Here is a 22,179-nt window from a genome sequence, read left to right as displayed (position 1 = left end):
CAGAACTGGACAGTAATGGCTTGGAGTTATTATACTAGCTGATGGTAATACACATTGGATTTTGTAGGGAAATTTAAGCCTATTTTAAATCAAATAATTACGCGGCGTCCTGTTGGGAAGTACTCAAGGGAATCACCAAGTACACCTTTTAATATTTCATAGGCTTTCATACCTGTACAATGGCCAGTATAGAGCTTATCTATTGGATAAGTGAGCATGGTTTCACCAATTGCCTCTATGTCTTTCTTTGTTCCGCCAATACTATTAAATAAAGGCAGTCCGACCAAATGAAATCCACCGACAACAGCCTTAACTCTCGTGTTTGGAAACAATTCAATAGCGGTTTCAATCATATTGAGCACCCCACTATGAGCACAACCAGTAAATATTATAAGACCATCATCTTCTTTGATGACTAAGAGTAACTCATGGTCAAATGTGTCGGGTTTACAGCCATCACCTGAATCAGTAAAGAGATATTTATTACCTTTTGGCTGTTCATACTTACGACTCAGAGTTGTAATAATAAAAATATTTGGCCGTATCTCAGTAGTTTTATTAATGAAGCTGAATCGACCACTAGCTTTGTTTAATAATGCTTTATCAATACCCACATTACTTTTGAAACCAAACGCTTTGAAACTATAATCAGTTTCTGTACATTCGCGGAAATAGACCTGAGCCTTAGAATTTCGGTCAAGGAAATGAGTGACGCCATTACAGTGATCATGATGACGGTGCGAAATAATTGCAGTATCAACATCTTCCATCTTAATGCCTAATAAAATGGCATTATCACAAAAGGCTTTACTGCTACCAGCATCAAACAGAATTTCTTGCCCCATCGTTTTTATATGAAAAGATAACCCTCTTTCAACCTTAAGGTCTGTTCTATCATCTAATCGAGTATTATCAATTAACGCTGTAAGTATCATATTGACTTCCTAAACCATTGTTTAGTTAAGTCTACTATACCTGAATTTTCAGGTGCCATTATTTACACTAGTTTATTAATGTTACTAACTACTTAACAGCCATTTCACCACTCAGATAAAAGCCCTCTTTAATGCTTTAATAATATGGGATACAGTCGCATGGGGGAAGCGCTTTGTATTATATCTAATCAAGGCTTGCCTTCCTATTGAGCTCGCGTGAGCAGTTGTGATATGACAAATCTATCCCATTCCTTACATGATAAAATGTATGGCGAAGTGTCAATATGAATGAGTAGAATCTCTAACGCAGAAAGGGGCAGAATCGAGTTAAAGTTATTGTACTAAGGCGCATATGGACGCCCCCTGTTTTATAACCATACAGAGTTAGCTATCAATGTTTGATAAGAAAGAATTGCAGCCTTGGACATCACCAACCTAGTGGGAAGCTAATATAAGCGCGGATCACCATATCATTATCCCAAGCCAATATCGCTTGATAATCAGGTGCACTCGCGGGTTTATTATCATAAGGATCTAAATTATATTTTGTGTACACGGCACTGATAATAGTGCTGCTCTTTTTAATCCAATCAGTTGTATTATAAACTAGGCTAAACGCATATTGATTTTCAAGCCAGGCATCGCCATCATGCCATTGTTGCACTGATGCGTTCATTTCCAGCTTTTCCCCTAAAGCAAAGCGCACATCCGCACTGAGTGACATTGCCCCGCTTTTATTTTGCAAATCCTCTCGAGCGTAACCACGAGGTTTCGGCGCATCATCATCTATTTCTAAGAAGTAATAGCCCGTTAAAAACGTCGAGGCTATAGACAAAGAAGGTGAGTCGTACTGGAGATTAACTCCCGGCATCAACTTAAACTCTTGCTCTACTGCACTTACTGTATTGCATCTCCCCTTGATGTCTATTAACCAATTAACCGATACGTCTTTTGAAAGCCGCGCGAGTAAGGCTTTACTTAACAACTTAAATTGATACCAAATAGGAATATGGTCTTGATCAAGCTCATCCTTATCTCGATCAATAAAAGCATCAACACTTCCAGTTAACAGAATCTCATTCTCTGTTGTGTGTAATACGACAAGTCCAACCCCAGCACCGAACGTATGCGAGCTCTCCTGAGCGACGAAAAAATCATGCACACCTACATTCATTTTCCAGTCGGCGGCATAAAGCTGAGTTGTAAAGGGGCATGTCAGGATGAATAAACGGGTACACAATGTTGTATTAAACATCTTAGTTATCACCATTTAGTTATTTTATCTGCTAAGTGTAGGCGAATAAGATTAAATTAGATGGTTTACAGGACTATTACTGTCGGTACACATAGGTAGGATTTTAACAAGTGACTCACTTAAAGCTTGTAGTGCTATGTAGTGGCTAAGTAATACTGTTCCACGCTCAGATATGATCTATACGACGAAAAGCAATACCATAAGTCTTTACAATATTGCCTAATAAAATTGATGACCTTGATTGCTTGTTATGAATATTTTTCAATAGCAACTACAGGACCCTGCTTGTTTTTGATTGTCATTACATAAAGCCCAATAGCAGCAACAATTGAAATTGCGATCACACTATACCAAGTAAAACGGTAACCATAATTATCGATAAAGTAACCGATAACGATAAAACTTGGCATAACCAAAACACTTCGGAGCGTAATCAGTACACCTTGGATTCGCCCTCGATGACTAGATGGAGAGTTATTAGCTAAATATATGCCCTCTTTCGTCAACAGCAGGACTTCACCGGCAGATAGAAATAACCAAGCGAGAAAATGCACGGGAATATTTGGGAACAGCATTACTAGCATATATCCAAATGCAAACATAAAACCTGCATATGCCAAGCTGATTGTTTCAGCTTTATTTGCCGTAAACTTCATTAACATTGGCGTAATAAATACAACTAATACACACGCATAGGTCATTAGCTGCCCAAATACAATGGGCCCCTCGTCTCCAAATATATGGCTCAAATATAGCGGGCTTGCCATCGTCATTTGATTTAATGAGTACCACAATAATCCGCAAAGGAAAGTGAAAAACAATAGTCTTGGTCTTGCCCTCAGGACAGACCAGACTGAGCCAGAAACAGGTTTTTCTAACTCACTTTCCTTTATAGGTTCAGTTTCAGGTTGTACCTGAATAAACATAGCCACAATCAAAACGCCAAACAATGCGGCGAAACCATTACCAAAGAATATCCATTCGGTATAATTCCAGAATAAATACCCCGCCATAATTGGACCTAAAGCTGAACCAAAATTATAGGCTAGATAGCTCAACGACATGACCGCATCACGATTATTCGCATTTGATAGATCTGCGACTAAAGCGTTACTTGCTGGTAATGCCAAACCAATAAAGAAATAAGCACCAAATAAAAATGCTGGCACCAATACAGGAGCATCAGAAAAGAAACCACAGAAAATGAGTAATAGAGCCCCTATAAACTCACCGAAAACCATGACCAGTTTATACCCTAATATATCCGATAACTTCCCACCTAAAAAACTACCCAAAAGATAAGTCCCAGTAACCCCCATAGCTAGAGAGCCTGCGACCGTAGCTGAATAACCCAACTTATCTGTTAAAAATAAAACTAAAAAGGGAATGATAAAATTACCCATTCCTAAAATCATTCTTGCGACCGCTAGATAATAGATATTTTTCGGTAAACCGCGATAAATCGAAATCGCTGACAAAAACTTCTGAATCATGAAACGCCTAAAATATTTGGAAAATGTTTTCATTCCGTTTTTAAACTCTGGTTATGCTAAAGGGCAAGCTTGAACTTAAGGTAAGCTCCATTTCTATTAACCCATTCACGTCTACGGTTTGAGTAAACTTTTTTTCTTTATATAGTTTGACGGCTGGGTTTTCACTAAAAACGCGAAGAAGTAACTTTGTCGATTTATGCTGCCTTGCATGTTCAACAATAATATCGAGACTTTTACTTCCAATTCCCTTTCCTTGAAATTCTGGACTTAACTGTAAATCTCGTAGAAAAGTGGTTGATTCGTTATAACTAAAACGAACAACACCAACACGAAGTCCATCCGCGAATATGTCAAAATTATCCAATTGGGCCCAGTTATTTTTATACAAATTGCTATCCCAAACGATATTCCGAGTTAAATAATAACGAGACATATTGGACTGAGTTAGTGACTCTGCATATTTCATCTCAGAAGCACTTTTAAACTGGATATCCATACTTACCCCTTGAGAACACATAGACATTAAGACGCTCTAATCCGCTGTATTCAAGCGTTTGTTAGGCAACATTAGTACACAATTTCAATCTCATTGGTTGAACAGACAGCACTGATATTTCTCGGAGCCTTTCTAATGACCCACAAGGCTCAAACCCAATCGTTTTATATAGATGAACAGCGGCCATATTGGTCGTTGTTACTGCTAAAGAAATATAATCCAAACCACAGTTTTTTGCCCATTCAATGATTTTGTTAAGCAATAATCGACCAACACCTTGACCACGAACACGAGAAGAAACCCACACTTGATAGATATGGGCTGTTTTATCGCTCGGACTGTGAAGCATTCCCCAAGCTAGACCTATTGCAACACCATTTAGCTCTGCAATAAGTGGCCGTGCATATTTCGCCCGATTATCAGGATCAAGACGAGAAACCCACTCTTCATTAGGAAACTGAACCTCATGTTCATGACTACTGCCAAACGAATCTGGCGAGTCTTGTAGAGATAAGAGGCGGAGTTCTTTATAAATTTTCCAGTCTTCCTTATTTAAAACTCTTATATTCAGACTACTCATGTCTATCCTTTGATGCCTAATGCCCAAATAATGGGCTAAAAATATATAGCGAAACGTAACCAACTGTTACGTGCCCTCGTTTATTTTCTTGTTATGTGTCGGTTAACGCCATATGGATTAACGGGAAAGGATGACCTTGCCCATCTAATGGCGAACGACCGATAACGCTAAAACCTAAATGAGCGATTTGGTGAGGAATGAAAGCGATGAATCTAAAGGGTAGTTCTCCAACACCATTTGACATTTGTACCCATGCTTTTCATAAAAGGGTTTGGCTTGGAAGCTTAATGTATCAACAAGTGCTGACTTACACCCTTCTGATTTTGCATACTCTTCAATAAGATGAAGAAGCTCGCTACCGACTTGTTTACCTCTCATGGAATCATCAACCCAAAGGAATTTAATAAGTAACCAATTCCCCCAAAGGTCAGCGACAATACCACCCATTTTTTTGTCCCCCTCTACGGCGTAGTAGCTAACCTTTGACTTGATAATACCGCCCAAAAATGGAGTGTTATGCTTGATTAAACCACAACGGATCTCATTGATATCATTATCTGATGGCTCTATATCTAATTTATATTCCATATACTACCTAAACTCGGATTGATTGGTTGTGCCTGCGCTAAGACGTGCTCTACAAAGGCTGACTTTTTTAAGCGGTACTCAGATGCCTCAATATGCTCAATAACTGCATCAGGAAGCAACGTCAGTATCTCCCGGTGGTATCGCTGAAACTGCTCTTCACAAGATACCTGATATTCTTCAGCACGATAAAACTTCATGGAATCTCCTGAAAGACATAGACATAATGACTCCCCACTAGATGCTAGGTGGGTATATTTTAACTAGTTCCATGAATCTACTCCGTGACGCCTAACGTCCACTTAAGCTGACAAAATAGTTGGCTAAAATAGTACAACGAAGTGAAACATAGACAACTGTCTTTGTTCCGTTGTAAGTTATTGTTATATTTCATTTTCCACAGATGCCATTTTTATTCCTGCAAAAATAAGCATCATTCCAGCAGAACGATTAATAAATTTAATAATCGCAGGTTTTACACCAACACTGATTGATTTGAACCCCAAATATCCATAAAGAGAGTAGCAAAAAAGATCTAAAATAAGCGTAATTAAACATAGTAATGCTAACTGAGGCAGGATTGGATTAGATATGTCAATAAACTGGGGTAGCAACGCCGAAAAATATAAAAGAGCCTTAGGGTTAGATAACTCTAAAACAAAGCCTTTTAAAAACACTTTATATCCACTGCCTTTTTTATTACTGGATGTATTTATACTCAAAGGTCCCGCATGGCTGAAAATAACAGTGAAACCAAGATATAGAAGATATGCAACGCCCATCCATTTTATTATAGAAAAAAGAGTATGCGAGGCAATTAAAAGCGCCGCGATTCCGGTTGCTGACAAAACGAAAAATACAACGTTTGCAGTGGCAATACCTAAAATTACTAAAAAAGACCTCTTAAACCCATTAGATACAGATTCGGCTGTTACTGCAATTGCCGCAGGTCCAGGCGAAAGTACAACCACAAATGTAGTTACGAGAAAAAGCATTAGTGTTTCAAATGGAATCATCAGATCTTCCTTGATAGATGTAAATATAACGCCCTAATACTGAGCAAATATCAGTTGGTTAAAATACGCGACGAAGGAGCAAAAACCAACTGTATTTTGTCTTTGTTTAACAGTTTGTTAAGTGTTGTATGCATAAAAATGCCAATTACTCTTACTAGCATCCATTGAGTCGTAAAGCTTTTGTGCAACCTCATTATCTGGAGCTGTTACCCATTGAAGCCTTGACGCATTATTTTCAGATGCGTATTTATGACAATGTTCTACTAGTTTTCTACCGACTCCCTTACCTCGTAAGCCCGACACAGTATATAAATCATTTAATACAGCAACCTTGGAAATAATACTTGAAGCGTAAGAAAAATATACTGTAGCAAAACCAACCACGATACCATTATCACGATAAATAAACTGACAACCCGCAGGGTTAGACTCGCCAAATTGAGAGAAAAACACTTCATTTTTAAAATCTGAAATATCAGCGACATTGTAAAACTCTTGATAAGCACGAATCAAAGGTAATACTTCCATAATATTATTTTTAGATACAATTTCGATCACACTGAACCTCGTAGATAGATGAAGACACTTAACTCTTTTGTAATCAGTTTATTTTGTCGTACGGAGCACCGGTAAATAAATCTGCGTTCACAAACTTGTTATGTATAGTTCGGAAACTGTTTATGCTTCTCAAGATCATCATTAATTTCATGCCAAGGAGCCTTTGAATCTGTAAACATATGCGACCTAGCTTTAAACCCTGGATCAAAATCTAAACTTCCAGCTGAAATCCATATCGATTTTTCTAATTTGTGTTCAAATATTATTTTAGAACCACAGTTTGAACAAAACGAACGTCGTACATTTTCAGAGGATTGAAAATAGCTTAAACATTCACTCCCTTTAATAATATTAAATGAACTGGTTGAGAATGCTGCGAAGGCAGAAAATGGAGACCCGTGAATTTTTTGACATATACTGCAATGGCAATAACCAATATATTTTGGTTTCTCTAGAACTTCAAAATGTATATTCCCACAGCAACAACTTCCCGTCATTTTCATTCTTTAATCCTCATAATTTATTCCACATAGACATAATTACTCCCACGAGGTGCTAGCCTCCAACTTCGTGGGTTATCTTTTAATACCAGAGCCATAATATATTTGTTAAAAAATATTAATGGAGACTAGCATGAGTAAACATAACATAGTTTTTATTGGCATGGACACACAAAATAATTATTGAGGTCGCTTATATTGAAGATGTGCGGGGCGCCAAAAAAAATCGACATAGGCAAGAATACACGACTAAACAACCAGTTACAAAATTGGCTCGTCGGTTCGAATCAAAATATCCACATATAACCCTACACTTCGTTTATGTGCTTAGACTCTGGGATTTGGCAATTAATAGTGGTTAAAAAAAAGTATAAACCGGAGTAAATAAAAAGTTGTATTACACAAATTTTTATTTAGCTCTGAGGTTTACATTGTCATTAACTCGCTTTGTTCGTTGATGTGTTTTGCTCGAAATCAATGAACTCAAAAGTGATATATGGAATAAAAATCAATAAACTTGATATAAAAGCAAGGTTATATATACCAGTAAATTGTTCACTCGAAAACGCTATATATCCGAATGAAATTGCTGATAAACAGCTGCTTAAACTTGACATCGCAGGCCATAATCCTCTTGGTTTTTCATTACCTAAAAGCATAGTATCATCAATACTAAACAGTAAAGCTAATATGAAAGTGATAGGAGTAATTATATATAGCAAACACTCACGCTGAAGTGATGGCATTAAACTCATCAATATATATGATATAAAGCCGAGTAGTGCTCCAAGCCCGCTCACAATAGATAGTTTATTCTTTATACATAACTGCATATTACTTTCCTTTATTATCTTTGTATTTGATTGATTGGTTCTAATGTTGCCGTATAGATATTAAAAATACTAATAAAGATCAAAAAACAGTAATAAAACCAAACTAAATAACTAACAAAAGCTTATTTAAATGTTTGTATTAGCTATAAATTAGAAATCTAGCATTGTATTTTTCTTGTTAATTGCTTAGACATAATGACTCCTACAAGGTGCTAGCCTCCAACTTCGTGGAGCAGTGGTGGCAGTCGTAAGTTCGGATCTATCACCAAGAGTGGTAATTGCTGGTCGAAGGGGCACACCTATCGTTTTGCAGCAAACATATCCAAAGAGCTGTAACTTCGACAGGAAGACCTAGGTAAAACCATTGTTGATATCGCATGGAAAGTACAGCTTAGGCTGTGGCGTCGAGGCAACACGATAACGTGATTATCACGGCAATACCGCGGGAGATGATTGCCTATATCAGGGCGATATCGCATGAAATAGTGCTGACACCCGTAGAGCCTAAATTAAGGCTATCGAGAGGGCCTGCATGATAAAATTGTTGAGTTAGCGTATAGGATCAAGCATCGGGTGTGGCACAATCACCGACGGCTTATACCTAAAAACTATACAAAACTTATGTTTGCAACCTTAATAACTTCACCTGATATCCAAATGTTGGATATTGAATTTTCTTTAGTTTCCACAAAAGCTTCTATTTGACTAGGCCTTCCTAAAAAGCGACCTTGTGATATGAGTACCGGCTGCTCTGAAGGCGATAATAAATGTTTAGTCAGGTATGCGGCAGCTGGTCCAGCAGCGCTCCCTGTTGCAATATCTTCTACGGCACCATCATTATCCCACGTTCTACCTTCGAAATTGATTATATCAAAAACATATACAAACTTTGCTCCAAAGCTTTCTAATAACAATTCAAAATCAGAGACCAAAATTTTTGCATTGTCTATACCACTAGATATTGGAACAATTAGATAAGGTAGCCCTGTTGAAATCACTTCTAATGGATAATTAGCCACGTTTTTTTGTGTTAAATTTAAAGCTAAAAGAACCTTTTCTTTTTCGTCATTATTTAGTGTACGAATAAATTCAGGCTTTCCTTGTGCCATAGACGCATAGAAATATTTAGCAGTCTTTTTAGTTTTTACATTAATAGATTTTTTGTTTAAATCTATTTTCCACTCTCTTGGATTACAGTCGCCTGACTCTTCATGTAAATGGGCAGCTAAACCGATAATGGGATGACCAGCAAAATCTAATTCTTCCTCTACAGTAAATATCCTTGCTCTAACGGATAGCTCATCGTCATTTACTGAAACAAATATTGATTCAAATTGGCGCATCTCTTGTGTTAGTGAAAGCATTCTATGATCATCTAATGAGTCGTAATCATAAAATATTGTCAATCCATTACCAGAAAGCTTCTCTTTAGCAAAAACATCCACTAGTTTACACTTCATAATTTATCACTTATTCCTTTAAGATTGAAAAGAGCTCTCAAAGAGTAACCCTAACAGTTTGTTATACAGAATCCCGTATAACATGAATTCCAGTTTAATTTAATTATTATAAACAGTACCAAATATACTATTAATTACAAATAGATAATGGAAAATAGCGGTTTTAAATCAAATAAAACCAGGTCACAGACCTTATCGTGAAATGTATCCACAACAACGTATATGGGAAATTGATATGAGTGACGGCGCTAAAGCGGTTGGTTTGATCCTACGATTGAATATGCACACAAGTCCCTATATTGCCTAATTAAGATAATGCAATAAATAAGTACTTTTAATACTAAATAGCAGTAATGGAAGATAATTTATAAATAATTCGCCAAAAAGCATTGCAATTTTATCCTAGATTGTTATTGTGAACTCAACCACACTTATTAGTAACAATATACTAACTGGAAAAACATTATGAATAACAACCTGAAAGTAAACGTGCATCACCATCATCATATTTGATTAGCTTTCAGGCTGTTGACTGGAGGTGTATGCATGCAAACTTCCGGAACTCATTTAGAAAAACCCTCGGAAGATTGAACTTCCGGGGGTTTTTTCGTTTATAGACAATTATTTTGACAAGGTTAAAGGATTACTATGTTAGAAATCAAAAATGAACAACCAAGACTAAGAATCGCAATTCAAAAATCAGGCCGTCTTAGCACTGAATCCCAAAACCTACTTAAAGCAATGGGCCTTAAAATTAACATGCGCGAACAACGTCTGATCGCACACTGTGAAAACATGCCCGTTGACCTTCTACGTGTACGTGATGACGATATTCCCGGTTTAATCATGGACGGCGTCGCTGACCTTGGTTTCATTGGTGAAAACGAACTAGAAGAAAAAGAACTAGAACGTAAACGTCTTGGTGAACCCGCTGAATACAAACTGCTTAAACGCATGACATTTGGTGGTTGCCGCTTATCTATTGCTGCAACAGAAGAGTTTGACTACCAAGGCCCGCACTCACTAGAAGGGTTACGTATTGCAACATCATACCCTGAACTACTAAAACGCTACTTAGATAAAGAAGGCGTTAATTTTAAATCAGTCATGCTCAATGGTTCAGTTGAAGTTGCTCCTCGTGCTGGTATTGCAGATGCGATTTGTGACCTAGTATCAACCGGTGCAACACTTGAAGCTAACGGCCTGAAAGAAGTGCAAGACATCTTCCACTCTAAAGCCGTGCTAATCCAAGCAAAAGCAGCCTTATCTGAAGAGAAGCAAGCATTGGTTGATCGTTTGATGGTACGTGCTCAAGGTGTAATGCAAGCAAAAGAAAGTAAATACATCATGCTACACGCACCAAAATCACAACTCGATGCGGTAATAGCCCTACTTCCAGGTGCAGAAAACCCTACTGTATTACCACTTGCATCGACTGACGATACAGTTGCAGTACACTTGGTAAGTACCGAAAAGTTATTCTGGGAAACAATGGAAGAACTTAAACAGTTAGGCGCAAGTTCAATTTTAGTATTACCAATTGAGAAAATGCTCGGTTAGTAGCAAGCATGCATAAGCAATGTTAAGGGAGGATCAAGCATGAAGACAGTAGTATGGGATCAACTTAGTCAAGTAGAACAATCAGCATTATTAATGCGACCTGCAATATCAAACTCGGCAAAAATAGGTGACATTGTTACCGATATAATTGCCCAAGTAAGAAATGAAGGTGATACCGCATTAAAAGCATTAACCGCAAAACTTGATAAAGTTGAAACGGATTGTTTACGTGTGACAACGGCAGAAATTGAAGCTGCAAGTCAACGCGTAGACGATGAAACTAAACAAGCTATCAAACAAGCACAGCAACACATTCATCTTTTTCATGAAGCGCAAGTACAAGATACGGTTTGTGTAGAAACGATGCCTGGTGTTATGTGTGAAATGCATACGGTTGCGCTTGATGCTGTTGGTTTATATATCCCAGGCGGCACAGCTCCACTACCATCAACTGTACTTATGCTTGCTACACCGGCTAACATTGCAAATTGTGAACGTATTGTATTAACAACACCACCACCGATTGCCGATGAAATTTTATTTTCCGCCCAATTATGCGGTGTCACCGAAATTTATACACTTGGTGGTGCACAAGCAATCGCAGCCCTAGCCTACGGATCTGAATCTATACTAAAAGTAGATAAGATCTTTGGCCCTGGCAATGCTTTTGTTACGGAAGCTAAACGCCAAGTAAGCATGGATATTAAAGGGGCTGCTATTGATATGCCCGCAGGACCATCGGAGGTATTGGTGATTGCCGATGCTGACGCTGACGCTGGTTTTATCGCAGCTGACTTACTTTCACAAGCTGAACACGGTCCCGATTCACAATCCATACTGGTTGTATCATCGAGCAAGTTAGCGGCAGAAGTTGCTCAAGAAGTTCAGCAACAATTAGCGTGTTTGTCTCGACAGGAGATAGCTGTACAGTCTATTGCATCAAGTTTAATTATTGTGACCAATGATATAGACACATCAATTGCAATTAGTAACCTCTATGCACCAGAGCATTTAATTGTTCAAACTGAGAATGCACGTAGTCTGTTGCCGAAACTGAAACATGCGGGTTCAATTTTCTTAGGTGCTTGGTCACCAGAGTCTGTCGGTGATTATGCAAGTGGTACTAACCATGTATTACCAACCTATGGTTACACCAAAACCTATTCAAGTTTAGGTCTTGCAGATTTTACTAAACGCTTCACTGTTCAGGAGTTAACCCAAGATGGTCTCAAGAGCTTGGCGAAGACGGTCACTTGTCTGGCTGATGCAGAAGGACTCGACGCACACAAACGTGCCGTCACAATCAGAATCGATCGTTTGGGAGCAACGCTATGAGCAAAAAATTAACGCAACTCGCAAGAAAGAGCGTACAAGAACTAACGCCATACCTATCAGCTCGTAGAATCGGTGGTACAGGTGATATTTGGTTAAATGCCAATGAAGCCCCTGATTCAGGCCACTATTCATTAGACTGTAGTCGCTTAAATCGCTATCCCGAGTTTCAACCCGCATCAGTAATTAATGGTTATGCCGAATACGCGGGTGTAACACCAGAACAAATTATCACTACACGTGGTGCTGATGAAGCGATTGAACTGCTGATTCGTACTTTCTGTGAGCCAGGTAAAGATAGTATTCTCATTAATCCACCCACTTATGGCATGTATGAAATCAGTGCTGAAACGTGTGGTGTAAATATCATAAGACAGGATCTAGATGCGAATTTCGACCCTGATTATGATGCGATTAAAGCACAGCTAGACACGGTAAATGTTGTGTTCTTGTGTGCACCAAATAACCCAACGGGTAATCTACTTAGTACAGACCACTTAACTGATTTATTGAACGCAGCAAAAGATAAAGCCATTATCGTATGCGATGAAGCTTATATCGAATTTTGCCCCGAAGCATCACAAGTATCATTGTTGCAAGACTTCGATAACCTTGTCATTTTAAGAACACTATCAAAAGCATTCGCGTTAGCATCATTACGCTGCGGTTTTGCATTAGCCAGTAAAACCGTTATTGGTTTACTGTCAAAAGTAATTGCACCTTATCCAGTACCTGAGCCTGTGGCACAAATTGCCACTCAAGCGTTAACAGAATCAGGCATTAGTACGATGCAAGCCCGCGTAACTCAGCTGAATGGTATGCGCAGTGCATTTATCGACGAGTTAAATCAGTTGCAGGGGGTAACAAAAGTATTCCCAGCCACAGGTAACTATGTATTAATACAATTTAGCGATAGCCAAAAAGTGTTTAGCTTATTAGGCGAACAAGGTATTGTATTAAGAGATTTTAGTTCCAAAGTAAGATTAGAAAACTGTATTCGAATCACCTTAGGCAGCGCGGCTGAAATGCACAATACATTAGCCGCTTTAAAGTCCGTACTCTCTTAATATAAGAGCATTAAAAAATAAAAATACACAAGCAGGAGCCCGATGTGAGCAAGGAAAAATTCTTATTTATTGATCGCGATGGTACATTGATTGATGAACCAATTAGCGATAAGCAAGTCGACAGTTTAGAGAAGCTAAAATTTGAACCTCTAGTGATCCCAGCACTACTTAAATTACAAGCTGCGGGTTTCACACTGGTTATTGTGTCTAACCAAGATGGTCTCGGTAGTGATAGCTATCCACAACGTGATTTTGATATTCCACAAAATGCCATGATGGAGTTGTTTGCTTCACAAGGGGTTAAATTCGAGTCAGTATTACTCTGCCCTCACTTTACCGAAGATAACTGCAGTTGCCGTAAGCCACATTTAGGCATGGTAAAAGAATACTTACAGTCAGGTCGTATCGATTTTACTAATTCATATGTTATTGGTGATCGTATCACTGATATCCAACTTGCCGAAAACATGGGCATTGAAGGGATTTTCTATAACAGAGATAACTTGAATTGGCCGATGATCGAACAGAAAATACTGAATAAAGGTAACCGCGTGGCGAGTGTAACCCGCACCACGAAAGAAACTAATATTCAAGTTGATGTCGACCTCGACAGCCAAGGCGGTAATAGTATTGATACCGGTATGGGGTTCTTTGATCATATGCTAGATCAAATTGCTACTCATGGCGGTTTTCAACTAAAACTGAGTGTAGCGGGAGATCTGCACATTGATGATCACCATACCGTTGAAGACACAGCACTGGCGTTAGGTAATGCGATCAATCAAGCATTAGGCGACAAACGTGGTATTGGCCGCTTTGGTTTTGTATTGCCAATGGACGAATGCGAAGCATCTTGTTCTCTGGATCTATCAGGCCGTGCTTACTTGCAGTTTAGTGGTGACTTCCCTCGCGATCATATCGGCGAATTTGCAACCGAAATGGTACCGCACTTCTTCCGCTCTTTAAGTGATGGCATGGCGGCAACCCTGCACCTTAAGGTCGAAGGTAAAAATACCCATCACCTTGTTGAAAGTCTATTTAAAGTATTTGGCCGGACACTGCGTCAATGCATTAAAGTCGAAGGCGATGTACTACCAAGTTCGAAAGGAGTGCTTTAATGGATCAAGCAAATAGCAAGGTTGTTATTATCGATACGGGTTGTGCCAACCTCTCGTCGGTAAGATTTGCCGTTGAACGTCTTGGTTATACAGTAACGGTAAGTCGTGAATCCGACGTATTACGCAACGCGGATAAATTATTCTTACCCGGTGTTGGTACTGCGCAAGAAGCGATGAAAAACTTAGCTGACCGCGAACTCATTGAGTTAGTAAAAAGCCTCACTCAACCTGTGTTAGGCATTTGCCTTGGTATGCAGTTACTGGCTGAATTCTCGGCTGAAGATGATGTTGTAACGCTTGGCTTAATTAATGGCACTATTGACTCAATGCCAAATGAAGGTGTTCGACTGCCTCATATGGGCTGGAATCAAATAATACCGCAACAAGATCATCCGTTATTCAAGGATATTCCAAGTGGCAGTTATTTCTATTTTGTACACAGTTATGCGCTTGCCGTTGGCAGTGACACGATTGCAACCTGTACGCACGGCTCACCGTTTACTGCTGCCGTGCACAGAGATAATTTCTACGGAGTGCAATTCCACCCAGAGCGTTCAAGTAAAGCGGGTGCACAATTAATCAAGAATTTCCTGGAGATGTAATATGTTAGCAAAACGCATAATACCGTGTTTAGATGTTAAAGATGGTAAGGTCGTCAAAGGGGTTAAATTCCGTAACCATGAATTGATTGGCGACATAGTTCCACTTGCTAAACGTTACGCTGAAGAAGGCGCTGATGAATTAGTATTTTATGATATTACAGCCAGTGCTGACGAACGAGTTGTCGATAAAAGTTGGGTTAGCCGCGTTGCAGAAGTAATTGATATTCCTTTCTGTGTTGCTGGTGGAATAAAAAGTGAAGAAGATGCAGCGCGTATTTTAGAGTTTGGTGCTGACAAAGTATCAATCAACTCCCCTGCACTTGCAGATCCAAGCTTAATTAACCGCCTTGCAGCCAAATTTGGTGTGCAATGCATTGTGATTGGTATCGACAGTTATTTCGATGAAGACACCCAAGAGTACAAGGTATACCAGTTCACAGGCGATGAAACACGCACGCAAGTGACTAAATGGACAACCTTTGAATGGATCAAAGAAGTTCAGAAACGTGGCGCTGGTGAGATTGTGCTTAATGTAATGAACCAAGACGGTGTTCGTGGCGGTTATGACACTGTGCAATTGTCAAAAGCCCGAAAAATTTGTAACGTGCCATTAATTGCATCTGGCGGAGCCGGTGAAATGACTCACTTTAACAGCGTATTTAAAGATGCCGACGTTGATGGCGCATTAGCTGCAAGTGTATTTCATAAGCAAGTCATCAATATTGGTGAATTAAAAGAATATCTACGAGATCAAGATGTGGAGATCAGAACATGATAACAAACGAACAAATTAACCAACTTGATTGGAAAAAAGTAGATGGTTTAATGCCGGCAATCATTCAAGACTCAGTATCAGGTGAAGTACTGATGCTGGGCTATATGAATGAAGAAGCTTTAACGACAACACACGAATTAGGTAAGGTGACATTTTTTAGCCGTACTAAACAACGTTTATGGACAAAAGGGGAATCTTCTGAGAACTATTTATTAGTGCAAGAGATCACCAAAGATTGTGATAACGATGCATTACTTATTACCGCTAAACCTTGTGGTCCTACTTGCCACCTTGGCACTGAAAGCTGCTTTGTAACAGAAAACAAACCTGCACTTACTTTTATCGCACAGCTGGATAAAGTATTGGAACAACGTAAGACAGCGGATCCAGAAGAAAGCTATACGGCAAGTTTATTTGCCCGTGGCACGAAACGCTGCGCACAGAAAGTGGGTGAAGAAGGTGTTGAAGTTGCTTTGGCTGCCGTTGCAAAAGATCGTGACGAATTAGTGAATGAAAGCTCAGATCTCCTATATCACCTACTCGTACTGCTACAAAAAGAAGATGTGCCACTGACTGAAGTGGTTCAGTGTCTAGAAAATCGTCATAAATAACGTTTAAACCGACACTAAATAGGTATTTAATCGACCTGAATCAGTTAAAACTCAGGATTTTACGAGCCTTGAGTTTTAACTGTATATTTAAACAGTACTTTTAATTACCGCCAAAGGCAGCCGTAATACAACAATTATTTTTTATTAAGCCGTTTGTGTCACTTGCTCAAATAAAGCAGCAATCAATTTATTCTCTAACTCAAAACGTTGATCAAGACCTCCCATAAGTATCGCTAAATCACTATCTAATTCATTCAATAGTAAATCAGATAGTTCTGAATATTTATCAGTAAAGTATAAGAGAATAGAAGTTGTCTCACTGATCTGAAGCATAATTAGTTGAAGCTCTTCAGGACATAATTTACCGTTCATTTCATATCGTGCAATCAGAGCGTCATAAATTTCAAAGTGCCCCATCGAAATATAATCAACTAATGTATTGCAAAACTCTTCAATTGCAAAACTAGTCGGTAAAGTTCGCTTATCTTGACTAAATGGCGGTAATCCTGCAATTTTATAGTAATTAACGATCAGATTATGGCGCCTAGATAGTAAAAAATCTATAAGTTCGTTCTTCCCTTCCCATTGCAGAACTGCCTTTTTATTTCTAGTTAACATTTAAATACCCCTTTATAAGTGGTTGATTAGTAAACCTATTACAGAAATGACGATCAATCAACTAACAGTATTTAGAAATATGATTTAAATCCTGTAATTCAGGTTAAAAGCTAAATGTACCGAGGAGGAGGTTACAACGAATCAAACATCATTAGAGTCATGATTATTACGGTGGAAGCTGTCATAATGGCCACGAATATTGTAGTGGCCATTCTTTTATAACGCGTTAGCTGTTAATGATTATGCGTAATGGAAGAAGAAAATATCAGTAACCAATATTCATTTAAATTTAGCTAAGCAATACTTCTCTTTAAATTTCGGTGTAACACCTTTAAATACCATATCAATTGCCGCTAGATCTTTTTCAATATTCCCAGTGACCTTTATCACATCACCTATGGTTACGCGCTTATTCTTATAATCTAAACGGTACAAAATAATTGGCACATTTGCTTCTAGCGCAATGTAATAAAACCCTGAACGCCAAAAATCTTGATATTTCCGAGTGCCTTCAGGCGACATCGCATATAGAAACTGCTCTTGAGTATTAAAAATATCAACAACACTCTGAACCATATTGGTCGACTTTGAACGCTCAATCGGCACTCCACCTAAAAAAGTCAGTATATTTTTAAATGGCCAACAAAACATCTCTGATTTTCCTGCCCACTGCACATTCACTTTATTAGCAAATCGCGCGCCCATCAATAACGGAAAATCCCAATTAGACGTATGTGGAGCATAGGCAATGACTGCTTTTTTATATTCGTGTGGGATCGGCTCGCAATACCAGCCCGTTAAATCAAGTACTTTTCTTGCACACGCACTAAAAAACGAATTCTGAGAACTATCCGTACTTATGCTTTTATCGTTTTGGCTATGTACAGGTTCTACTGGGGGTGTACTTTCATTATTTATTGGCATTATTTAATCCTTTACGCACAATTTATATACAGTCGATTGATTCACATAAGAACAGTTGAATATCAGGATAAATAACATAGATATTAACCTTATGTAAATTAACTTAATTTAAAATACTTTATAGCTGCATTAAGTTAGTCTAAATCACAATCACTTACTCGAAAAACACAGGGTGTCATTAAATGCTGTTTATAACAAGTCTTTGATAAATCTAATCCTCTATATAGCGTTTTGATATAAATCAACAAAACTTTACACTTATAAACGTATTTATACAGAATTTGACCTTGATCAAATACAACTAGTGATTTAAACTTTCAGAAATTTCTGAAAGTTCGTTAGGTAGCATGTGAATATCTCCGCACAAAACCAATCTTTTGTTTATCACTTCGGTGAAATGGGCAGTCGTTGGGGCTTTAACCGTACGGTTGGCCAAATGTATGCGCTTCTTGTTATTACAGAAGAGCCTGTCAGCGCAAATGATCTTGCCAGTGGCTTAAATATTTCTCGTGGCAATGTAAGTATGGGCATTAAAGAACTGCAATCATGGCAGTTAATTCAAGTTAGCCACATTCCTGGTGATCGTAAAGAGTACTACAGTGCCATTGGCAGCATTTGGGATATGGCCAATACTGTATTCAAAGAACGCCGTAAGCGTGAAATTGATCCAACGCTCTCTTTACTTCGCACTTCTTTACTAGAGAAGCCTACCGATACTGGTGATGAGTACGCTCAAAGTAAAATGCAAGAGATCCATGACCTACTGGAAATGGTCACTGAGTGGGCAGCAGAATTACAACGGCTTAACCCAGAACAACTCAGTAGATTAATGAAGTTGGGTGCTGGCGTATCCAAAATGTTATCTGTAAAAGAGCAATTGTTTCCAAATAAAAAAAAATCTGATTCTAATTAATCTCGAGGGGTATTACAACAATGATTAATGAAACCTTAGTAGAGTTTTCTCGTTGGCAATTCGCCATCACAGCTCTATTCCACTTCCTTTTTGTACCATTAACAATCGGTATGACTTGGATCCTGTTTATCATGGAAGCGGTATACGTGATGACAGGACGTATTATCTACCGTGATATGACTAAATTCTGGGGTAAACTCTTTGCTATTAACTTCGCGATCGGGGTCGCGACGGGTTTAACAATGGAGTTTGAATTCGGTACCAACTGGTCATATTACTCTCATTATGTAGGTGATGTCTTCGGTGCACCGCTAGCGATCGAAGGTTTGATGGCCTTCTTCCTCGAATCTACCTTTGTTGGCATGTTCTTACTCGGTTGGGATAGATTAAGTAAGCGACAGCATTTAGCTGCTACTTTCTTAATGGCAATCGGTACTAACCTATCTGCAATGTGGATCCTTGTTGCGAACGGTTGGATGCAAAACCCTATAGGAAGCGAATTTAACTACGCAACCATGCGTATGGAAATGGTTAGTTTTTCTGAACTTGTTTTCAACCCTGTTGCACAAGTTAAATTCATTCACACTGTCGCGGCTGGTTATGTAGCTGGCGCTATGTTTGTAATGAGTATCAGTAGTTACTACTTGCTTAAAGGGCGCGACGTTGCATTTGCAAAACGTTCATTCTCTGTAGCCTGTGGTTTCGGTGTTGCAGCCATCTGCTCAGTGTTGTTACTGGGTGATGAATCTGGTTATGAAGTCGGTGAAGTGCAGCGTGTGAAGCTTGCCGCCATTGAGGCAGAGTTCCATACTGAACCCGCACCTGCCGCGTTTACGTTAGTTGGTTTACCCAATGAAGAAACGATGGAAACAGATTACGCGATCAAGATTCCTTATGCGCTCGGTATTATCGCAACACGTTCTTTAGACGGTCAAGTGACAGGTATCAGTGATCTTAAAAAAGAACATGAAGCACGTATCCGTGAAGGTATGATCGCTTATGACTACTTACAAAAGCTGCGTGGTGGTGAAGAAACGCCTGAAAACATTGCCCGTTTCAATGAGTACAAAGACGACTTAGGCTATGGTCTATTGTTAAAACGTTACTCTGAGAATGTCATTGACGCAACTGAAGAACAAATTCAGATGGCCGTTGAAGATTCTATCCCACCTGTTGCGCCAATATTTTGGGCATTCCGCATGATGGTTGGTAGTGGCGTTGTTATGTTTGGCCTATTCATCTTAGCCTTCTACTTTAACGCACGTCGTCAAATTGAGCAGAAACGTTGGTTATTAAAAGCAATTCTATTTGCCCTACCATTACCTTGGATTGCAATTGAAACAGGCTGGTTCGTTGCCGAAGTAGGTCGTCAACCTTGGGCTATCAGTGAGATTTTACCAACGTTCATGGCGACTTCAAGCCACGAAGCAAGTTCAGTACTCTTTACGATGATCTCATTCATTGCTGTTTATGCCATTTTGTTCGTTATTGAAATGTGGTTAATGATCAAGTTTGCGAAAATTGGTCCAAGCGCGCTACACACTGGCCGTTACCATTTCGAAAAAGAACAGCAACAAGCATCACCACAATTACGTCAAGACAAATACTAAGGGCTTAGATTATGTTTGATTATGAAAGCTTAAAACTTATCTGGTGGTTAATCATCGGTATTTTACTCATCGGTTTTGCAGTCACCGATGGGATGGATATGGGCGTGGGTGGCTTACTGCCCTTCGTTGCAAAAGATGATACTGAACGCCGTGTTGTGATCAATACGATTGCCGCTCACTGGGACGGTAACCAAGTATGGTTGATTACCGCTGGAGCGTCGTTATTCGCTGCATGGCCAATGGTATATGCAACCGCATTTAGTGGTTTCTATTTTGCCATGATGCTGACACTTTTCTGCTTATTCTTACGCCCACTTGGCTTTGATTATCGCAGTAAGATTGATTCACCAAAATGGCGCTACAACTGGGATAAAGCCTTATTCGTTGGCAGCATGGTCCCAACATTAGTGTTCGGTATTGCGTTTGGTAATTTATTGCAAGGTGTACCATTTAACTTTGATGAATTTATGCGTGTTACGTATACAGGTTCATTCTTTGCTTTATTCAACCCGTTTGCGCTACTTAGTGGTGTAGTCAGTGTTTCTATGGTGTTGATGCACGGTGGAACTTGGTTATCAATGCGTACAGATGAACATGTTGCCGCTCGTTCAGCAAAAGCTGCACAGATATTTGCAGCTGTACTTGTTGTTAGCTTTAGCCTTGCAGGTCTAATGATTGCCACTTCAATTGATGGTTTTATCATTCAAAGCACGATAGACCCATCTGCCCTTGCACAGCCAACAACAAAAGTTGTAACAACAGCAACTGGCGCTTGGTTAAATAACTTTAATGCATATCCTGTACTTTGGTTATTACCAACAACCGGTATTGTTATGGCTATTGTCGCGGGCTTACTTGCACGCTTCAAGCCGGGTGGTCTAGCGTTTACTGCAAGTGCATTATCAATTGCCGGTGTAATTTTCACTATGGGTGTATCTATGTTCCCATTTGTAATGCCTTCAAGTAGCACACCAAATCACAGCTTAACATTATGGGATGCGGTATCGAGTGAAGGTACGTTAAACTTAATGTTGATGGTTGTTGCAGTATTCTTACCTATTATTCTTTGTTACACCATCTGGTGCTATAGCAAGATGTGGAGAACGGTAACTCGTTCAGAAATTGAAAATAATAATCATTCATCTTATTAAGGAGTAAACCATGTGGTATTTCAGTTGGATTCTAGGTGTTTTACTGGCTGTTTCGCTCGGTATCATTAATGTAATGTGGTACGAAATGGAACAACACACGGATAACATCGCAAAAGATCAGGACGATCAAAAGAATAAAAAGTAACTAAGCATAATTAAAGTTATAAAAAGTAAGGATTAAGCTCTG

The 22,179-nt window shown here is 39.0% G+C and carries 25 protein-coding genes, 1 pseudogene and 1 other annotated feature; of the genes and pseudogenes, 12 read left to right on the top strand and 14 right to left on the bottom strand.

The window, feature by feature from the left end:
• Window positions 1–89: 89 nt before the first annotated feature.
• The 11 genes from HWV02_RS11235 to HWV02_RS11185 all read right to left on the bottom strand — a co-directional run bounded on the left by HWV02_RS11235 (window position 90) and on the right by HWV02_RS11185 (window position 8,251).
• Window positions 90–935: an MBL fold metallo-hydrolase gene (locus tag HWV02_RS11235; protein WP_211690500.1), complete on the bottom strand. Its 846-nt coding sequence runs from the start codon at window positions 933–935 to the stop codon at window positions 90–92.
• A 427-nt stretch (window positions 936–1,362) separates the two neighbouring features.
• Entirely contained in the window at window positions 1,363–2,190 is an 828-nt protein-coding gene (locus tag HWV02_RS11230; protein ID WP_211690499.1) for a hypothetical protein, read from the bottom strand.
• Between the two features lie 248 nt (window positions 2,191–2,438).
• On the bottom strand, window positions 2,439–3,716 hold the full coding sequence (locus tag HWV02_RS11225) for an MFS transporter (protein WP_211690498.1): 1,278 nt from the start codon (window positions 3,714–3,716) through the stop codon (window positions 2,439–2,441).
• A 7-nt stretch (window positions 3,717–3,723) separates the two neighbouring features.
• A complete protein-coding gene (locus HWV02_RS11220; RefSeq protein ID WP_211679735.1) occupies window positions 3,724–4,179 on the bottom strand; it encodes an N-acetyltransferase in 456 nt (151 codons plus the stop codon).
• Window positions 4,180–4,240: 61 nt separating this feature from the next.
• Entirely contained in the window at window positions 4,241–4,759 is a 519-nt protein-coding gene (locus HWV02_RS11215) for a GNAT family N-acetyltransferase (RefSeq protein WP_211690497.1), read from the bottom strand.
• A gap of 174 nt (window positions 4,760–4,933) precedes the next feature.
• Window positions 4,934–5,347 (bottom strand): GNAT family N-acetyltransferase, encoded by a 414-nt coding sequence (locus HWV02_RS11210; protein WP_211679731.1) that lies wholly within the window; start codon window positions 5,345–5,347, stop codon window positions 4,934–4,936.
• Window positions 5,332–5,544, bottom strand: a complete 213-nt coding sequence (locus HWV02_RS11205) for a hypothetical protein (RefSeq protein WP_211690496.1) — start codon at window positions 5,542–5,544, stop codon at window positions 5,332–5,334. Before HWV02_RS11205 ends, HWV02_RS11210 begins: the two co-directional genes overlap by 16 nt.
• Window positions 5,545–5,727: 183 nt before the next feature.
• On the bottom strand, window positions 5,728–6,360 hold the full coding sequence (locus HWV02_RS11200; RefSeq protein ID WP_211690495.1) for a LysE family translocator: 633 nt from the start codon (window positions 6,358–6,360) through the stop codon (window positions 5,728–5,730).
• 117 nt (window positions 6,361–6,477) lie between these two features.
• Window positions 6,478–6,918, bottom strand: coding sequence for an N-acetyltransferase (locus tag HWV02_RS11195; protein ID WP_211679725.1), 441 nt, complete (start codon window positions 6,916–6,918; stop codon window positions 6,478–6,480).
• A gap of 98 nt (window positions 6,919–7,016) precedes the next feature.
• Window positions 7,017–7,421 (bottom strand): GFA family protein, encoded by a 405-nt coding sequence (locus HWV02_RS11190; RefSeq protein WP_211679723.1) that lies wholly within the window; start codon window positions 7,419–7,421, stop codon window positions 7,017–7,019.
• A 434-nt stretch (window positions 7,422–7,855) separates the two neighbouring features.
• A complete protein-coding gene (locus HWV02_RS11185) occupies window positions 7,856–8,251 on the bottom strand; it encodes a hypothetical protein (protein WP_211690494.1) in 396 nt (131 codons plus the stop codon).
• A 219-nt stretch (window positions 8,252–8,470) separates the two neighbouring features.
• Here HWV02_RS11185 and HWV02_RS22845 point away from each other — a divergent pair.
• Window positions 8,471–8,787 (top strand): annotated as a pseudogene (locus HWV02_RS22845) (IS110 family transposase); the annotation flags it as partial.
• A 72-nt stretch (window positions 8,788–8,859) separates the two neighbouring features.
• Here HWV02_RS22845 and HWV02_RS11180 read toward each other — a convergent pair.
• Window positions 8,860–9,711, bottom strand: a complete 852-nt coding sequence (locus HWV02_RS11180; RefSeq protein ID WP_211690493.1) for a PhzF family phenazine biosynthesis protein — start codon at window positions 9,709–9,711, stop codon at window positions 8,860–8,862.
• A 491-nt stretch (window positions 9,712–10,202) separates the two neighbouring features.
• Window positions 10,203–10,322, top strand: a sequence feature (His leader region).
• 37 nt (window positions 10,323–10,359) lie between these two features.
• Here HWV02_RS11180 and hisG point away from each other — a divergent pair.
• From hisG to hisIE, 7 genes are read left to right on the top strand one after another with little or no spacing between them, the layout of a single operon-like run.
• On the top strand, window positions 10,360–11,271 hold the full coding sequence (gene hisG, locus HWV02_RS11175; RefSeq protein WP_211679714.1) for an ATP phosphoribosyltransferase: 912 nt from the start codon (window positions 10,360–10,362) through the stop codon (window positions 11,269–11,271).
• A gap of 39 nt (window positions 11,272–11,310) precedes the next feature.
• Complete coding sequence (hisD, locus tag HWV02_RS11170) at window positions 11,311–12,606, top strand: histidinol dehydrogenase (RefSeq protein WP_211679711.1); 1,296 nt, start codon at window positions 11,311–11,313, stop codon at window positions 12,604–12,606.
• Window positions 12,603–13,670, top strand: a complete 1,068-nt coding sequence (gene hisC / locus HWV02_RS11165) for a histidinol-phosphate transaminase (RefSeq protein WP_211679709.1) — start codon at window positions 12,603–12,605, stop codon at window positions 13,668–13,670. Before hisD ends, hisC begins: the two co-directional genes overlap by 4 nt.
• A gap of 44 nt (window positions 13,671–13,714) precedes the next feature.
• A complete protein-coding gene (gene hisB, locus HWV02_RS11160; RefSeq protein ID WP_211690492.1) occupies window positions 13,715–14,788 on the top strand; it encodes a bifunctional histidinol-phosphatase/imidazoleglycerol-phosphate dehydratase HisB in 1,074 nt (357 codons plus the stop codon).
• Window positions 14,788–15,390 (top strand): imidazole glycerol phosphate synthase subunit HisH, encoded by a 603-nt coding sequence (gene hisH / locus HWV02_RS11155; RefSeq protein ID WP_211679705.1) that lies wholly within the window; start codon window positions 14,788–14,790, stop codon window positions 15,388–15,390. Before hisB ends, hisH begins: the two co-directional genes overlap by 1 nt.
• A 1-nt stretch (window position 15,391) precedes the next feature.
• Window positions 15,392–16,165, top strand: a complete 774-nt coding sequence (gene hisF, locus HWV02_RS11150; RefSeq protein WP_211679703.1) for an imidazole glycerol phosphate synthase subunit HisF — start codon at window positions 15,392–15,394, stop codon at window positions 16,163–16,165.
• The gene (gene hisIE, locus HWV02_RS11145) at window positions 16,162–16,776 is read left to right on the top strand and encodes a bifunctional phosphoribosyl-AMP cyclohydrolase/phosphoribosyl-ATP diphosphatase HisIE (protein ID WP_211690491.1); all 615 of its coding nucleotides are present in this window, start codon (window positions 16,162–16,164) and stop codon (window positions 16,774–16,776) included. The genes hisF and hisIE overlap by 4 nt, the downstream gene beginning before the upstream one ends.
• 144 nt (window positions 16,777–16,920) lie before the next feature.
• On the opposite strand, the gene rsd is transcribed toward hisIE, so the two are convergent.
• Window positions 16,921–17,394, bottom strand: a complete 474-nt coding sequence (gene rsd, locus HWV02_RS11140; protein WP_211679701.1) for a sigma D regulator — start codon at window positions 17,392–17,394, stop codon at window positions 16,921–16,923.
• Window positions 17,395–17,673: 279 nt separating this feature from the next.
• Entirely contained in the window at window positions 17,674–18,318 is a 645-nt protein-coding gene (locus HWV02_RS11135) for a lysophospholipid acyltransferase family protein (protein WP_255547163.1), read from the bottom strand.
• Window positions 18,319–18,667: 349 nt separating this feature from the next.
• On the opposite strand from HWV02_RS11135, the gene HWV02_RS11130 reads away from it, so the two are divergent.
• From HWV02_RS11130 to cydX, 4 genes are read left to right on the top strand one after another with little or no spacing between them, the layout of a single operon-like run.
• Window positions 18,668–19,231, top strand: coding sequence for a GbsR/MarR family transcriptional regulator (locus HWV02_RS11130; RefSeq protein ID WP_211679699.1), 564 nt, complete (start codon window positions 18,668–18,670; stop codon window positions 19,229–19,231).
• A gap of 20 nt (window positions 19,232–19,251) precedes the next feature.
• Window positions 19,252–20,841 carry a cytochrome ubiquinol oxidase subunit I gene (locus tag HWV02_RS11125; protein WP_211679697.1) on the top strand — a complete coding sequence of 530 codons (1,590 nt, stop codon included), beginning with the start codon at window positions 19,252–19,254 and terminating at the stop codon, window positions 20,839–20,841.
• A gap of 11 nt (window positions 20,842–20,852) precedes the next feature.
• Window positions 20,853–21,992: a cytochrome d ubiquinol oxidase subunit II gene (gene cydB, locus HWV02_RS11120; RefSeq protein ID WP_211690490.1), complete on the top strand. Its 1,140-nt coding sequence runs from the start codon at window positions 20,853–20,855 to the stop codon at window positions 21,990–21,992.
• A gap of 10 nt (window positions 21,993–22,002) precedes the next feature.
• On the top strand, window positions 22,003–22,137 hold the full coding sequence (cydX, locus tag HWV02_RS11115; RefSeq protein WP_211675405.1) for a cytochrome bd-I oxidase subunit CydX: 135 nt from the start codon (window positions 22,003–22,005) through the stop codon (window positions 22,135–22,137).
• Window positions 22,138–22,179: the final 42 nt, after the last annotated feature.

Source organism: Moritella sp. 28, from assembly GCF_018219435.1.
Classification (GTDB): Bacteria; Pseudomonadota; Gammaproteobacteria; order Enterobacterales; family Moritellaceae; genus Moritella.
This window is presented reverse-complemented; position numbering and strand designations above follow the sequence as displayed.